Origin of the sequence: Burkholderia sp. MSMB1835, from assembly GCF_001526365.1 — a bacterium.
Taxonomy (GTDB): Bacteria; Pseudomonadota; Gammaproteobacteria; order Burkholderiales; family Burkholderiaceae; genus Burkholderia.
The window spans coordinates 63,378-76,778 of sequence record NZ_LOYP01000018.1; the positions used below are offsets into that span (position 1 = coordinate 63,378).

General features: G+C 67.9%; 13 protein-coding genes, 1 tRNA gene and 1 pseudogene. 8 read left to right on the forward strand and 7 right to left on the reverse strand.

Going from position 1 to position 13,401, the window contains the following annotated elements; all coding sequences use genetic code 11:
* Positions 1 to 8 precede the first annotated feature (8 nt).
* Genes WS96_RS08165 through WS96_RS08175 form a run of 3 tightly spaced genes read left to right on the forward strand, consistent with a single transcriptional unit; the run spans position 9 to position 2,751 of the window.
* Entirely contained in the window at positions 9 to 1,280 is a 1,272-nt protein-coding gene (locus tag WS96_RS08165) for a high-affinity branched-chain amino acid ABC transporter permease LivM (protein ID WP_034204314.1), read from the forward strand.
* Positions 1,277 to 2,050: a high-affinity branched-chain amino acid ABC transporter ATP-binding protein LivG gene (gene livG / locus WS96_RS08170; RefSeq protein ID WP_059831753.1), complete on the forward strand. Its 774-nt coding sequence runs from the start codon at positions 1,277 to 1,279 to the stop codon at positions 2,048 to 2,050. Before WS96_RS08165 ends, livG begins: the two co-directional genes overlap by 4 nt.
* On the forward strand, positions 2,050 to 2,751 hold the full coding sequence (locus tag WS96_RS08175) for an ABC transporter ATP-binding protein (RefSeq protein WP_006484776.1): 702 nt from the start codon (positions 2,050 to 2,052) through the stop codon (positions 2,749 to 2,751). The genes livG and WS96_RS08175 overlap by 1 nt, the downstream gene beginning before the upstream one ends.
* 92 nt (positions 2,752 to 2,843) lie before the next feature.
* On the opposite strand, the gene WS96_RS08180 is transcribed toward WS96_RS08175, so the two are convergent.
* Positions 2,844 to 3,695, reverse strand: a complete 852-nt coding sequence (locus tag WS96_RS08180) for a LysR family transcriptional regulator (protein ID WP_059831755.1) — start codon at positions 3,693 to 3,695, stop codon at positions 2,844 to 2,846.
* Positions 3,696 to 3,847: 152 nt separating this feature from the next.
* Here WS96_RS08180 and WS96_RS08185 point away from each other — a divergent pair.
* Both WS96_RS08185 and WS96_RS08190 read left to right on the forward strand, forming a co-directional pair.
* A pseudogene (locus tag WS96_RS08185) lies at positions 3,848 to 4,768 on the forward strand (DMT family transporter); the annotation flags it as partial.
* Between the two features lie 68 nt (positions 4,769 to 4,836).
* Positions 4,837 to 5,187 carry a VOC family protein gene (locus WS96_RS08190; RefSeq protein ID WP_059831756.1) on the forward strand — a complete coding sequence of 117 codons (351 nt, stop codon included), beginning with the start codon at positions 4,837 to 4,839 and terminating at the stop codon, positions 5,185 to 5,187.
* A 44-nt stretch (positions 5,188 to 5,231) separates the two neighbouring features.
* On the opposite strand, the gene WS96_RS08195 is transcribed toward WS96_RS08190, so the two are convergent.
* From WS96_RS08195 to WS96_RS08205, 3 genes are all read right to left on the reverse strand, one after another.
* Positions 5,232 to 5,639: a DUF2000 domain-containing protein gene (locus tag WS96_RS08195; RefSeq protein WP_059831758.1), complete on the reverse strand. Its 408-nt coding sequence runs from the start codon at positions 5,637 to 5,639 to the stop codon at positions 5,232 to 5,234.
* Positions 5,640 to 5,683: 44 nt separating this feature from the next.
* Positions 5,684 to 6,541 (reverse strand): AraC family transcriptional regulator, encoded by an 858-nt coding sequence (locus tag WS96_RS08200; RefSeq protein ID WP_059831760.1) that lies wholly within the window; start codon positions 6,539 to 6,541, stop codon positions 5,684 to 5,686.
* A 73-nt stretch (positions 6,542 to 6,614) separates the two neighbouring features.
* On the reverse strand, positions 6,615 to 7,592 hold the full coding sequence (locus tag WS96_RS08205; RefSeq protein WP_059831761.1) for an AraC family transcriptional regulator: 978 nt from the start codon (positions 7,590 to 7,592) through the stop codon (positions 6,615 to 6,617).
* A 41-nt stretch (positions 7,593 to 7,633) separates the two neighbouring features.
* On the opposite strand from WS96_RS08205, the gene WS96_RS08210 reads away from it, so the two are divergent.
* Entirely contained in the window at positions 7,634 to 8,383 is a 750-nt protein-coding gene (locus WS96_RS08210; protein WP_059831763.1) for an SDR family oxidoreductase, read from the forward strand.
* Positions 8,384 to 8,475: 92 nt separating this feature from the next.
* Here WS96_RS08210 and WS96_RS08215 read toward each other — a convergent pair whose 3' ends face one another.
* On the reverse strand, positions 8,476 to 9,777 hold the full coding sequence (locus tag WS96_RS08215) for an aspartate aminotransferase family protein (protein WP_059831764.1): 1,302 nt from the start codon (positions 9,775 to 9,777) through the stop codon (positions 8,476 to 8,478).
* Between the two features lie 78 nt (positions 9,778 to 9,855).
* Here WS96_RS08215 and WS96_RS08220 point away from each other — a divergent pair, with 78 nt between their 5' ends.
* Positions 9,856 to 10,740, forward strand: coding sequence for a LysR family transcriptional regulator (locus tag WS96_RS08220; protein ID WP_059831766.1), 885 nt, complete (start codon positions 9,856 to 9,858; stop codon positions 10,738 to 10,740).
* A 183-nt stretch (positions 10,741 to 10,923) separates the two neighbouring features.
* Here WS96_RS08220 and WS96_RS08225 read toward each other — a convergent pair whose 3' ends face one another.
* A complete protein-coding gene (locus WS96_RS08225) occupies positions 10,924 to 12,165 on the reverse strand; it encodes an MFS transporter (protein WP_059831768.1) in 1,242 nt (413 codons plus the stop codon).
* Positions 12,166 to 12,304: 139 nt separating this feature from the next.
* Between WS96_RS08225 and WS96_RS08230 the strand changes: the two genes are divergently transcribed.
* Complete coding sequence (locus WS96_RS08230; RefSeq protein WP_059831769.1) at positions 12,305 to 13,177, forward strand: LysR family transcriptional regulator; 873 nt, start codon at positions 12,305 to 12,307, stop codon at positions 13,175 to 13,177.
* Between the two features lie 76 nt (positions 13,178 to 13,253).
* Here WS96_RS08230 and WS96_RS08235 read toward each other — a convergent pair.
* Positions 13,254 to 13,338, reverse strand: a tRNA-Leu gene (locus WS96_RS08235).
* Between the last annotated feature and the right edge of the window lie 63 nt (positions 13,339 to 13,401).

Below are 13,401 nucleotides of genomic sequence, written 5' to 3' on the forward strand. Positions count from 1 at the left end.
AGACGCAGATGAGTCAAGTCATTTCCGTTCGCCGCCCGGCCGCCGATGCTTCGATCGGCCAGGCGTTGAAGAATGCGGTGGCCGCCGCGATCCTGACGGCGATCCTCACGATTCCGGTGCTCGGGCTGCAACTGAAGCTCGACGGCTACCAGGTCGTGCTGACGCCGCACTGGCGCCCGGTGTGGATCGCCGTGGCGGCGGTATTCCTGTTCCAGTTGTTCAAGCCGTGGCTGATGCGCGCGAAAGCGGCCGTGAAGCTGCCGGCGGCGCCTGCGATGGGCGCGCGGCAGCAGCGTGCGATCATCTGGGTGCTGCTCGCGGTGGGGCTCGTGTGGCCGTTCTTCGGCTCGCGCGGTGCGGTGGACGTCGCGACGCTCGCGCTGATCTACGTGATCCTCGGCCTCGGGCTGAACATCGTGGTCGGTTTCGCGGGGCTGCTCGATCTCGGCTATGTCGGGTTCTATGCGGTCGGCGGCTATACGTACGCGATGCTGAACCAGTATTTCGGGCTGTCGTTCTGGGAGTGTCTGCCGATCGCGGCGATCGCCGCGGCGACGTTCGGTTTCCTGCTCGGTTTCCCGGTGCTGCGCCTGCGCGGCGACTATCTCGCGATCGTCACGCTCGGCTTCGGCGAAATCATTCGCCTGCTCGCGAACAACCTGACGAGCCTCACCGGCGGCCCGGACGGCATCTCGAGCATTCCGAAGCCGACGGTGTTCGGCTTCGAGATGGCGCGCTCGGCGAGCGTCGAAGGGGCGAAGACCTTCCATGAACTGATCGGGCTGGAATACAGCGGCGAGCACATGGTGATCTTCCTGTACCTGATCGCGCTGCTGCTGGTCGGCTTCACGCTGTTCGTGACGAGCCGCCTGATCCGCATGCCGATGGGCCGCGCGTGGGAAGCGCTGCGCGACGACGAGATCGCATGCCGTTCGCTGGGCCTGAACCCGACGCGCATCAAGCTGTCGGCGTTCACGCTCGGCGCGGCGTTCGCGGGCATCGGCGGCGCGTTCTTCGCGGCGCGTCAGGGCCTCGTGAATCCCGAATCGTTCACCTTCATCGAATCGGCGCTGATCCTCGCGATCGTCGTGCTCGGCGGGATGGGTTCGCAACTCGGCGTGATTCTCGCGGCGATCCTGCTGACCGTGCTGCCGGAAGTCGCGCGCGGCTTCGCCGAGTACCGGATGCTGATCTTCGGTCTGGTGATGGTGTTGATGATGATGTGGCGTCCGCAGGGCCTGCTGCCTGCGAGCCGCCCCCACGTGGAGCTCCCGCAATGAGCGCGAATGCAGAACTGTTGAAGGTCGCCGGGCTGCAGATGCGCTTCGGTGGGTTGCTCGCGGTGGACGGCATCGATTTCGACGTGCGCCGCGACGAGGTGTTCGCGATCATCGGGCCGAACGGCGCGGGCAAGACCACGGTGTTCAACTGCGTCGGCGGCTTCTACAAGCCGACCGGCGGCGACGTCGTGCTCGACGGCCACGCGATCGCGGGGCTGCCGAGCCACAAGATCGCGCTGAAGGGCCTCGTGCGGACATTCCAGAACATCCGCCTGTTCAAGTCGCTGACGGTGGTCGAGAACCTGCTCGTCGCGCAGCATCGCAAGGTGAAGTCGGGGCTGCTGCACGGCCTGTTCGCGACGCCCGCGTATCGTCACGCCGAGAAGGAAGCGCTCGAACGCGCGGCCGTGTGGCTCGACCGGATGGGGCTGACGTCGGTCGCCAACCGGCCGGCGGGCACGCTGTCGTACGGGCACCAGCGGCGTCTGGAGATCGCCCGCTGCATGATCACCGAGCCGCGCCTGCTGATGCTGGACGAGCCGGCGGCCGGCCTCAACCCGCAGGAAAAGATCGAGCTGCAGCATCTGATCGACAAGCTGCGCCGCGAGTTCGGCGTATCGGTGCTGCTGATCGAACACGACATGAGCCTCGTGATGGGCGTGTCCGACCGCATCCTCGTGATGGAGCACGGCCGGCCGATCGTGATCGGCACGCCGGAAGCGGTCCGCAACGACCCGCGCGTGATCAAGGCGTATCTGGGGGAAGAGTGATGCTGAAGCTGGAACAGGTCCATACGCACTACGGCGCGGTCGAGGCGCTCGCGGGCGTGTCGATCGAGGTGAACAAGGGCGAGATCGTCACGCTGATCGGCAGCAACGGCGCCGGCAAGACGACGCTGATGATGACGGTGTGCGGCACGCCGCGCGCATCGTCGGGCCGCGTGCTGTTCGAAGGCAACGACATCACCGCGATGTCGACGCACCAGATCATGCGGCAGGGGATGGCGATCTCGCCCGAAGGGCGGCGCGTGTTCCCGAGCCTGACGGTGCTCGAGAACCTGAAGATGGGCGGCTTCTTCGCGAGCCGTCACGAGATCGACGACGGCATCGAGCACGTGTTCAAGCTGTTTCCGCGCCTGAAGGAACGCGCGGCGCAGCGGGCCGGCACGATGTCGGGCGGCGAGCAGCAGATGCTGGCGATCGGCCGCGCGCTGATGAGCAAGCCGCGTTTGCTGCTGCTCGACGAGCCGACGCTCGGCCTCGCGCCGCTCGTGATCGCGCAGATCTTCGACATCATCCGGACGATCCGCGACGAAGGCGTCACGGTGTTCCTGGTCGAGCAGAACGCGAACAAGGCGCTCGGCGTGGCCGATCGCGGCTACGTGCTCGAAACGGGGCGCGTGGTGCTGGCCGACACGGGCGCGAACCTGCTCGCGAACGACCGGATCAAGCAGGCGTATCTCGGCGGTTGACGAGAGAAAGCCGCCGGCCTGCAACGGGCTGGCGGCAGTTTTGCCTGGCTGTTCGCGTCCGCTGGCGAGGCCGGTTCCCGGCCTCGTCTTCCCTATCCGATCCTGAACGTGCTTTTCAGCACGTCGCGCAGATGCCGCGCGGCACGATTGCTGTCGTCGGTCAGCACCGTGACCAGGTGCGGCGGGAGATCGGGCAGCACGATTCCGGCGACGCGGCTCGTCAGGTTGCCCGACACGCGCTCATGCTCGATCAGGCCGACCGCGAGGCCGTTCGCGATGCACGCTTCGACCGCCGGCGAACTGGCGCTTTCGAGCAGCATCCGGTGTGCGATCTTCGCCTTCTTCAGCGCACGCAATGCGGCGTCGCGGTACGGGCAGCCCTGTAGTTGCACCGCGATCGGCAGCGGCGCGTCGGGATCGAACTTGAACGTGCGCGCGGCGACCCACACCGGATGGGTCTTGCCGAGCAGCTCGGCGTGCGGCGGCGCTTTCGGTACCACGGCGATCGTGATGTCGAGCTGGCCGCGCGAGAACAGTAGCTGCAACTCTTCGCTGGAGCGCGCTTCGACCGTCAGTTCGAGCAGTGGCCGGTCGGCGGCGAAGCGCGGCAGGAATTCCGCCATGAAGTGCGCCGCGTAGGAATCGGGGATGCCGAGCCGCAGCTTGCCGGTCAATATCTGCGGCGACAGCGACTCGACGAGCCGGTCGTGGCTCAGCAGAAACTCGGTGGTGTCGCTCAGCAGCTTGTGGCCGAACTGCGTAAGTTCGACCGCCTGGTTGTTCCGCGTGAATAGCCGCTGCGCGACCATCTCCTCCAGCTTCTGAATCTGTGCGGTGACGGACGACGGGCTGCGGTTCACATGAACGGCCGCATCCTTGAAGCGGCCGAGCTTCGCGACGGCGTGGAAGGTACGCAGCAGGTCGACGTCCAGGGTGCGCGGCATGATTTGGTTTTTCCGAATCGATGATTCAGGTAATGTCGATTGACGGAATTATCGAGCAACCCATATTCTCGGGTCAACGGCTCGAACCGATTCGTCCGGCGCAGTTGCGCGGCCCGCGCTTGCCCCGGCCACTTTCCGAGAATCGTCGCTCCATGCAGCTATTCCTGCTTCAACTCGTTTTCGTCCTGTCGTGGAGTTCCGGGTTCATCGGCGCCAAGCTCGGCGCGGAGACGGCCGGCGCGTTCAACCTGCTGTTCTGGCGGTTCCTGCTCGTCACGCTGTGCGTCGCGATCGTCGTCAATCGACGGATCGGGCGCCTGACGCTCGAAAAAATCCGCTATCACGCGGTGATCGGCTTCCTGTCGCAGTTTCTTTATCTGGCCTGCGTGTACACCGCGATCCAGCATGGGCTGCCGCCGGGCATCGCGGCGATCGTCGCGGCGCTGCAGCCGCTCATCACGGCGGCGATGGCGTCGTTCGGCGGCAGCGAGCGCAGCGGAGCGCGCCAGTGGGCCGGGCTCGTCGTCGGGTTCGTCGGCGTGGGCATCGTGATCGGCGGGCAATACGCGCTGCCGGCCGGGTCGGTCGGGATCGTGATGTACCTGCTGCCGCTGGTGTCCGCGTTCGGGCTGTCGATCGCGACGATCTATCAGCGCCGCCGCGCGTTGACCGACGTGCGCAGTAACGAGGACGGGCTGGTCCTGTCGTTGTTCGTGCAGGGCTGCGTGAGCCTCGTGCTGTTCGCGGCGTGCGGGATCGCCACGGGCGACCTGCACGTGCCGACGCAGCCGAACGTGTGGGTGTCGGTCGTGTGGCTCACTGTGTTCTCGACTTTCATCGCTTATCTGTCGTTGTGGGCGCTGCTCGGGCGGATGCCGGCGACGCGCGTGGCGACGCTCGTCTATCTCGAACCGCCGGTAACGCTGGTGTGGGCCGCGTGGATGTTCGGCGACCGGATCGACGCGACGACCTACGTCGGCATCGTCGTCGTCGCGATCGGCGTCTGGCTGGCCGGCAAGCACGGCGCGCGGGCCGCGCGGCCGCGCTGCGCGGACATGAAGACGGCCGGCCGCCGACGCGCTGGTCGCGCGAATGATTCCGGTGTAGCTTCGCGAGACTGCCCGAATCGTGAAGGAATCCGATGAAAGTCAAACGAATCGTCGCCAACGTCGACACGCGATCCGTCGACGACGCCAAGCGCTTCTATCAGCACATCTTCGGCCTCGACCTGCTGATGGACCACGGCTGGATCGCGACCTACGGCAATGCCGAGCGGATGGACGTGCAGATCAGCTTCGCGTCGCAGGGCGGGTCGGGCACGCCGACGCCCGATCTGTCGATCGAGGTCGACGATGTCGATGAAGCGCTCGCGCGCGTTCGTGTGGCCGGCGTGCCCGTCGAATACGGCCCGGCCGACGAGCCGTGGGGCGTGCGGCGGTTTTACGTGCGCGATCCGTTCGGCAAACTCGTCAACGTGCTCGCGCATCGCTGAGCGGCGACGGCGGCCGGCAGGCGGCGGGCGGGGCACGCCGGCGTTCACGCATGCAACGCCAGCCCCTTCACCGCCTTGTCGACGGCCTTCCTCGGCCCGTGCAACGCCAGGCCGACCAGATCGGGATGCTCCGCATCCTCGGCGCGAAACGCCGCGCGGTTGGCCGCATCGTGCCCGGTCGAAAACATCGCCCGCACGTACGGCACGATCGTCAACTCGCGCGACAGCGCCTGACGGTGCGCTGCCTGCAATCCGTTCAGATCGGCGGCGAACACCAGCATCGGCTGGCCGAGCATCCGGCCGTAGCGGCGCCCGGCCGCATCCTCGTAAGGCTCGCCCAGTGCGTCCGGCGCGCCGGCCGCGACGCCCGTCGCGAGAAACGCGACCACGTTGAGTTTCTGCCACGCGGCGAGATCGTCGCGCACGATCAGCGCTACTTTGGTATCGAACATGCTTGCTCCCGGTTGGAGCGTCCATGATCGGACGGCGTGCGCGATCAGTCTGGAACGTTTGTGCAGAGTTGCCGGTACGCGGCCGGCGTGATCCGGTATGCGCGGCGGAACCAGCGGCCGAGGTGGCTCTGGTCGGCGAAGCCGACGTCGGCGGCCGCCTGCGCGGGCGTACGGCCGGCGGCCAGCAGCTTGCGCGCGGCACGCAGCCGCAAGCGCACGAGGTACGCGTGCGGCGACGTGCCGAACGCGCGCTGGAACATCCGCGTGAGCCGGAACCGGTCGATGCCGGCGACGCTCGCGAGTTCGTCGAGGCCGATGTTGCCGTCCATGTGTGCGTGCAGCAGGTCGCGCACGCGCGCGATCGCGGGCGGCACGGCGCTGCTCTCCAGCGCGAGCGGGCTGCCCAGCTGGCTGCCGAGGCGCATCAGCAGGCGGTCGAGCGTCTGGTCGCGCGCGAGCCGGCCTTCGTTGTCGTGGATCGCGAAGAAGGCGTTCCGGATCGCGTCGACGAGGCCGCGATCGTCGACGAGCGTATGGCCGAACGTGGCTTCGACGCTGCCGAGGCCCGGCAGGTCCAGCCGGCGCGCGGCGCGCTCGACCCACACCTGCGGCAGGTACAGCATCCCGTACGTGAACCCGCCGGCTTCGGGCGCGTGGCCGTCGTGCATCGCACCCGGCTCGATCAGGATCGCGCGGCCCGGCACGCTGGTATGCAGCGAGCGGTGACACTGGAAGCGTTGCACGCCCTGTTCGGTGAAGCCGACCAGCATGTCGTCGTGATCGTGCGCATCGTACGCGTGGCCGTTGAAATGGGCGTGCAGGCTTTCGATGCCGGTTTCCGCATCGCGGCGCGCGACGAGCCAGTGGTCGGCCGTGTCGACGGTCTTTGCGTCGGTCGTCATCGCGCGCCTCGCACGTCGTCGTGGCGCGATGGAGCGCAGTGGCAGGCGGCGGAACAGGGAAGGCGGATGCGGTTCATGGTTCGTTCGTCGCCGCCTGTTCGTCGCGTGCATATTGCGCGGGCGGCCGACCGACGTGCCGCGCGAACGCGACGCTGAAGGTGCTCGCGGAACTGTAGCCGACGCGCGCCGCGATCTCCGCGATGCGGCCTTCGTTGCGGCGGAGCAGATCCTTCGCGAGCGCCATGCGCCATGTGAGCAGGTATTCCATCGGCGCGACGCCGACCGCGCGGCTGAAGCGCTCGAAGAACGTCGAGCGCGACAGCGCGGCTTCCTTCGCGAGTTCGACGATCGTCCACGGATGCGCGGGGCGTTCGTGCATCCGGCGCAGCGCGGCCGCGAGGCGGCTGTCGGCGAGCCCGCGCACGAGCCCGGGCGACGCGTGCGTGCCGCTCGTGAACCGCATCGCCTCGATCAGCAGTACTTCCAGCAGGCGCGCCAGCACGATCTCGCGGGCGGGCCGCTGCGCGCGCGATTCGTCGCGCACCAGTTGCACGAGCGTGGTCAGCCGCGGCTCGCCGCGTACGTGCACGAAGCGGGGCAGCAGCGACACCAGCAGCGACGCATCGGGCGAACCGAAGCTGCAGTTGCCGGCCATCATTCGCATGTCGACCGGGTTCGCGCGATCGCCGATCCGGTATTCGCCGTGATCGAGCATGACCGGCGGCGCGGTGTCGACGCCCGGCGGCGGCGGTTCGAGGCTCGACATCGCGACGCCGTAGGCCGCCGGAATCAGCATGAAATCGCCGGGCAGCAGTTCGATCGGTGCGTGCCCGTCGATCGCGATCCGGCACCCGCCGTCGAGGATCGCGCAATAGAACGGCTCGCCGGCGACCGTGCGATTGATCGCCCACGGGCTCGCGCCGCGCACGTACTTCGAATGCCGCGCGCCGGGTTGCAGCAGCGTCACGACTTCGGTCAGCGGGTCGATCATCGCCGGACTCTCGCAAAAGAAAAGCGGATTGTCGATTGTAGCGAATACGGCGGCGGCCATCTATCGTACGGACAGGTGCTCAACACATCCCAGGAGTTCGTATGAAGACCGTATTGATTACCGGCTGTTCTTCCGGCTTCGGCCTCGAAATCGCCCGCCATTTTCTGGCGCGCGACTGGCAGGTCGTCGCGACGATGCGTAAGCCCGACGGCGACGTGCTGCCGCCGTCGGAGCGCTTGCGCGTGCTGCCGCTCGACGTGACGAACGCGGACAGCATTCGCGCCGCGATCGATGCCGCCGGCCCGATCGACGTGCTCGTCAACAACGCGGGCTTCGGCGCGGCCGCACCGGCCGAACTCACGCCGCTCGACACGGTGCGCGCGCTGTTCGACACCAACACGATCGGCACGATCGCGGTGACGCAGGCCGTGCTGCCGCAATTTCGCGCGCGGGGCGCCGGCGTGATCGTGAACGTCACGTCGAGCGTCACGCTGAAGGTATTGCCGCTGGTCAGCGCGTATCGCGCAAGCAAGGCGGCGGTGAATGCATTCACCGAATCGATGGCGCTCGAACTCGCGCCGTTCGGCGTGCGCGCGCATCTCGTGCTGCCGGGCCGCGCGCCCGACACGCGGTTCGCCGACAACGCACGGGCCAACATGCACGGCTTCGAGCACGAAGCGTATGGGGACTTCGCGGGCAAGGCCGTGGCGCGGATGCTCGATGCGTCTGCGCCGATCACCCATGCGCAGGACGTCGCCGAAGCCGTGTGGCGCGCGGCGACCGATCCGTCGAGCCCGATGCGTATCCCTGCCGGCGCCGATGCCGAAGCTTGGGCCGCCGAAGCCCGCTGATCGATCTGGAATGCGAAACATGAACCCGTTGCGCCGGTCGGTCGAGCCGGCGCGGCGGATCGCCCTGCAAAGAACGGCGCTGTCGCGTGCCGTTACAGCGCGCGCGCGATCGCCTGCTCCAGCAACGACAGGCCGAGATCGATCTCGTCGTCGCTGACGGTCAGCGGCGGCGCGATCCGGAACACGCCGCCCATGCCGGGCAACTGCACGATGTTCATGCTGAGCCCGAGGTTCATGCACTCGCGCGTGATCTTCGCGCCGAGCCCGTCCGCCGGCTCCTTGGTGCGGCGATCCTTGACGATTTCGACGCCGAGCAGCAGCCCGCGCCCACGCACGTCGCCGATGCAGTCGAAGCGTTCCATCAGGTCGAGCAGGCCGCCCCGCAGCCGCTCGCCCATCGTGTTCGCGCGCGCGACGAGGCCGTCGCGCTGCACGACGTCGAGCACGCGCAGGCCGACGGCCGCCGGCAGCGGGTCGGACACGTGCGTCGTATAGAACAGATAGCCGAGTTCGTGCGCGCGTTCCTCGATGGCCGCGGACGTCACGAGGGCCGCGAGCGGCAGCCCCGCGCCGAGCGTCTTCGACAGCGTCAGGATGTCGGGCGTCACGCCGTCGCGCTGGCACGCGAACATCGTGCCGGTGCGACCGACGCCCGTTTGCGCTTCGTCGAGGATCAGCAGCATGCCGCGTTCCTCGCACTTGCGCTTGAGCGCGGCCATATAGCCTTCCGGCAATTCGATGATCCCGCCCGAACTGAGGATCGGCTCCGCGATGAACGCGGCGAGGTTGCCGCTCGACTGGCGATCGATCAGGTCGAACGCGTAGTTGAGTTCGGCGAGCGGGTCGTAGGCGCCGTTGCGTTCGAAGCGGGGCCGGTACGCGAACGGCGCGGGAATCGCGAACGAGCCGACCGACGCCGGGCCGACGCCCTTGCGGCCGGCGCTGTACGTGGCCGACGCGGCGGCGCCCGTCATCCCGTGCCACGACTGCGCGAACCCGACGATCTCGTACTTGCCGGTGACGAGCTTCGCCATCCGGATCGCCGCCTCGTTCGATTCCGCGCCGGTGCTGAGCAGCAGCGCGCGGTCGAGCCCAGCGGGCGTGATGTCGGCCAGGCGCGTCGCGAGATCGACGACCGGCCGCGACAGCATGCCGCTGAACAGGTGGTCGAGCTTGCCCGCGTATTCGCCGATCACGGACACGATCTCCGGATGGCTGTGGCCGAGCACCGCGCTCATCTGGCCCGACGTGAAATCGAGGATCGCGCGGCCGTCGGCGTCGTAGACGAAGCTGCCTTTCGCGCGCTCGACGATCATCGGCTCGAAGGTGCCGCCGTAGCGGACCAGGTGCTGCCTGGCGTTGCGCCAGAAGGTTGCGTCGTCGTTCAGGGACATCGGGCGGCTCCGGGCAAAAGGGCGGGGATCGCTTGCAGTCTAGGCGCGCGTCTGGTTTGATGGAAACGAATAGTGCTAATGCAAGCTAGAAAAGGAGCTAATACCTTGGCGCTTTCGCTCGAAATCGACCTGCTGCGCTCGTTCGTCGCGATCGCCGAGGTGCGCGCGTTGAGCCGCGCGGCCGCGCGCGTGGGCCGCACGCAATCCGCGCTCAGCCAGCAGATGAAGCGGCTCGAAGCGGCCGTCGATCAGCCGCTGTTCCAGCGCACCGGCCGTGGCGTGGTGCTCACGCATCCGGGCGAGCGGCTGCTCGTGTACGCGCAGCGCATCCTGCGGCTGCACGACGAGGCGATGGCCGACCTGTGCGGCACGGGGTTGTCGGGGACCATCCGGTTCGGTTGCCCGGACGATTACGCCGAGGTGTGGCTGCCGTCGCTGCTGCGGCAGTTCTCGAGCCAGCATCCGCAGGCGATCGTCGAAGTCGTCTGCGCGCCCACGCCGCGGCTCGTCGAACACCTGGAGAAGCGTGCGGTCGATCTGGCGATGATTTCCGTGCCGGACGACGGCGCGACCGACGACATCGTTCGCCGCGAGCAGCTGGTCTGGATCGGCTATCCGGGGCTCGAACCCGCGCATTTCGATCCGCTGCCGCTCGCGCTGTCCGACCGCGACACGCTCGATCATCTCGCGGCTCGCGACGCGCTGGACCGCGCCGGCCGCGACTATCGCGTCGCGTATGCGAGCAGCAGCCTCGCCGGGCTGATCGCGCTGGTGCGCTCGGGCCAGGCGTTCGCGGTGATGACGCAGACGGCGGTGCCGGCCGACCTCGCGATCGTCAACGGCGATCCGCATTTGCCGCCGTTGCCGGCCGTCGGCATCACGTTGAGGTTCGACCGGAAGCGGCCGTCGCACCTGACGGCGGCATTCGCCGACCATATCCGGCAAACGCTGCCGTTGCTGTGACGGGCGGCGCGGATCAGTCGACCATCGACGAGGCCCGACACCTGCCTGGAGCCGGGCATCTTCGCCGTCGCATCGCGCACGCGGATCGCCGCCTGCATGCCCGACAGCTTCAGTTCGGTTTCCTGATATTCACCGGCCGGTTCGGAATCGGCGACGATGCCGCGATTGTCGTCGGGCGTCGCATCACGCGCGGCTCAAGCGCCGCGCCGCCAGCACTGCGATGACGAGCAGCACCGCGACATAAGCGGCGACGCTCGTCCACGCGCCGCGTTGCCAGAACGCGCCACCGACCGAGCCGAGCACGCTCGACCCGACATAGTAGGCGAGCAGATACAGCGAGGCCGCGTGCCCTTTCGCGGCGCCCGCGAGCGCGCCGACCCAGCCGCTCGCGACCGAATGGGCGACGAAGAAGCCGATCGTCACGAGCACGATGCCGACGACGATCGCGGCGAGCGAGTGCGACAGCGTCAGAGCGAGACCCACCGCGAAGACGACGATGCCGCTGACCAGAACCGGCCCCCGCCCGAGACGATCGGCGAGCGCGCCGGCGCTCGATGACGACACCATCCCGAACAGGTACGCACCGAAGATCAGCCCGCATGCGGTCGGGCTCAGGTTGAACGGCGCCGCCATGAGCCGGAACCCGGCGTAGTTGTAGATCGTCACGAACGCGCCCATCATCAGGAAGCCGATCGCGAACACGAACGGCAGGCGTGCATGACGCAGTTGCGCGTGCCACAGCCGCAGGTGGTGACGCAGCGTCAGGTCGGTGCGCTTCACGAAGCGTCGCGAGGCCGGCAGCAGCATCACGAACGCGAGCGCCGCGAGCAGGTCGACGACGCCGATCGACAGCATCGCCGTGCGCCACGAGAAGTGCTCCTCGAGCGCGCTCATCCCGATCCGTCCGATCATGCCGCCGAACGCGGTCCCGCCGACATAGAGCCCCATCGAGAAGCCGAGCCCGTCGGCGGCGATTTCTTCCGCGAGATAGGCCATCGCCACCGCCGGCACGCCGCCCAGCGCGAAGCCTTCGAGCGCACGACAGACCAGCAGCAGGTGCCAGTTCGGCGACAGCGCGGCGAGCAGGTTGAACACCGCGGCCAGCGTCATCGACGCGAACATCAGCCCGCGCCGCCCGACCCGTTCGGACAGCGCGCCGGCACACAGGATCGACACCGCGAGCATCCCGGTCGACAGCGACAGCGACAGCGAACTCGACGCCGCGCCGACGTCGAACTCGCGTGCGAACGCGGGAAGCAGCGGCTGCACGCAGTACAGCAGCGAGAAAGTGGCAAAGCCGGCGAGGAAAAGCGCGAACGCGATGCGCTTGTACGCGGCCGAGCGCGGGGACACGCCGGCCGGCAGCGCATCGGGCGCGGATGGTTGCGTGCCGGGCATGGATCGGGAAATCGAAGCGGAGGACATGGGGGCACTCGATGTGCGACGGAATACACGAATTCTTGCGCACGGTCATGTATATGTCCAATATATGAAATGAACCGCAGCAATATGTTTTAACACTGGCTGACAGGCCAGCCCGACTCACCGCGAGGTCACGTCACGCATGGAACTCCGGCATCTGCGCTACTTTCTGGCCGTCGCGGCCGCGTCGAATTTCACGAAGGCCGCCGAAACGCTCGGCATCGGCCAGCCGCCGTTGAGCCAGCAGATCAAGGCGCTCGAGAGCGAACTCGGCGTGGAGCTGTTCAAACGCACCGCGCGCGGCGCCGAGCTGACGCTGGCGGGCGAGGTCTTCGCGGAAGAGGCGCGCCGCGTGCTGGACGATGCCGAGCGCGCGGCGCGGGCGGCGAGGCGCGCCGCACGCGGGGAAACCGGTCATTTGCGGGTGGGCTTCACCGGCACGGCCGCGTTCAATCCGAAAGTGTCGGATCTGATTCGCCGTTTTCGCGAGGCGTATCCGGATGCGGAGCTGACGTTGCAGGAAGCGACGTCGGGCGTGCTACTGGAGGCGCTGGAGGCCGGGCGTCTCGACGTCGCGATCGTGCGGCCCGAGCGCCGCGTCGCCGCGACGCTGCGGGTAGCCGACTGGGACGAGGAGCCGATGTTCGTCGCGCTGCCCGTCGCGCATCGGCTGGCGCAGCGTCGGCGCATCGATCTGACCGAGCTGGCCGACGAGTCGTTCGTGCAGGTGCCGCGCGCGGCCGGCGGCACGCTGTTCGACGACATCGTCGTCGCGTGCCGGGCCGCCGGGTTCGAGCCGCGCATGGCGCAACCGGCGCCGCAGATGGCGTCCGCGGTGACGCTGGTGGCGGCCGGGCTCGGCGTGTCGGTCGTGCCGAAAGCGATTACGCAGGTGCAGGTGCCCGGGGTCGTGTACCGGCCGTTCGCCGGTAACCGGTTTCGCGCCAGGCTCGCCATTGCGTCGCGCTGCGACGAGCCGTCGGCGGTGGTGCGCAATTTTCTGTTGCTCGCGTAGCCGGCAACAAAAAACCCGCGAAGCCATGTGCTGTCGCGGGTTTCGGATCATGCTCGGAATGCGCTGAAAGCGCATCTGGTGCCGACGGCGAGACTCGAACTCGCACAGCTTTCGCCACTACCCCCTCAAGATAGCGTGTCTACCAATTTCACCACGTCGGCACTGCAAGGGGCGCAATTCTAACGTCACATCGCGCGTTTGTGAAGGGGGTGTGACGAGGTCGT

Excerpts from the sequence above, each read along its gene's own strand:
- WS96_RS08230 (WP_059831769.1), top strand. The coding sequence starts at position 12,305 with ATGGAACTCCGGCATCTGCGCTACTTTCTGGCCGTCGCGGCCGCGTCG.
- WS96_RS08190 (WP_059831756.1), top strand. The coding sequence starts at position 4,837 with ATGAAAGTCAAACGAATCGTCGCCAACGTCGACACGCGATCCGTCGAC.
- WS96_RS08175 (WP_006484776.1), top strand. The coding sequence starts at position 2,050 with ATGCTGAAGCTGGAACAGGTCCATACGCACTACGGCGCGGTCGAGGCG.
- WS96_RS08180 (WP_059831755.1), bottom strand. The coding sequence starts at position 3,695 with ATGCCGCGCACCCTGGACGTCGACCTGCTGCGTACCTTCCACGCCGTC.
- WS96_RS08195 (WP_059831758.1), bottom strand. The coding sequence starts at position 5,639 with ATGTTCGATACCAAAGTAGCGCTGATCGTGCGCGACGATCTCGCCGCG.
- WS96_RS08200 (WP_059831760.1), bottom strand. The coding sequence starts at position 6,541 with ATGACGACCGACGCAAAGACCGTCGACACGGCCGACCACTGGCTCGTC.
- WS96_RS08205 (WP_059831761.1), bottom strand. The coding sequence starts at position 7,592 with ATGGCCGCCGCCGTATTCGCTACAATCGACAATCCGCTTTTCTTTTGC.
- livG (WP_059831753.1), top strand. The coding sequence starts at position 1,277 with ATGAGCGCGAATGCAGAACTGTTGAAGGTCGCCGGGCTGCAGATGCGC.
- WS96_RS08215 (WP_059831764.1), bottom strand. The coding sequence starts at position 9,777 with ATGTCCCTGAACGACGACGCAACCTTCTGGCGCAACGCCAGGCAGCAC.
- WS96_RS08220 (WP_059831766.1), top strand. The coding sequence starts at position 9,856 with ATGCAAGCTAGAAAAGGAGCTAATACCTTGGCGCTTTCGCTCGAAATC.
- WS96_RS08165 (WP_034204314.1), top strand. The coding sequence starts at position 9 with ATGAGTCAAGTCATTTCCGTTCGCCGCCCGGCCGCCGATGCTTCGATC.
- WS96_RS08210 (WP_059831763.1), top strand. The coding sequence starts at position 7,634 with ATGAAGACCGTATTGATTACCGGCTGTTCTTCCGGCTTCGGCCTCGAA.
- WS96_RS08225 (WP_059831768.1), bottom strand. The coding sequence starts at position 12,165 with ATGTCCTCCGCTTCGATTTCCCGATCCATGCCCGGCACGCAACCATCC.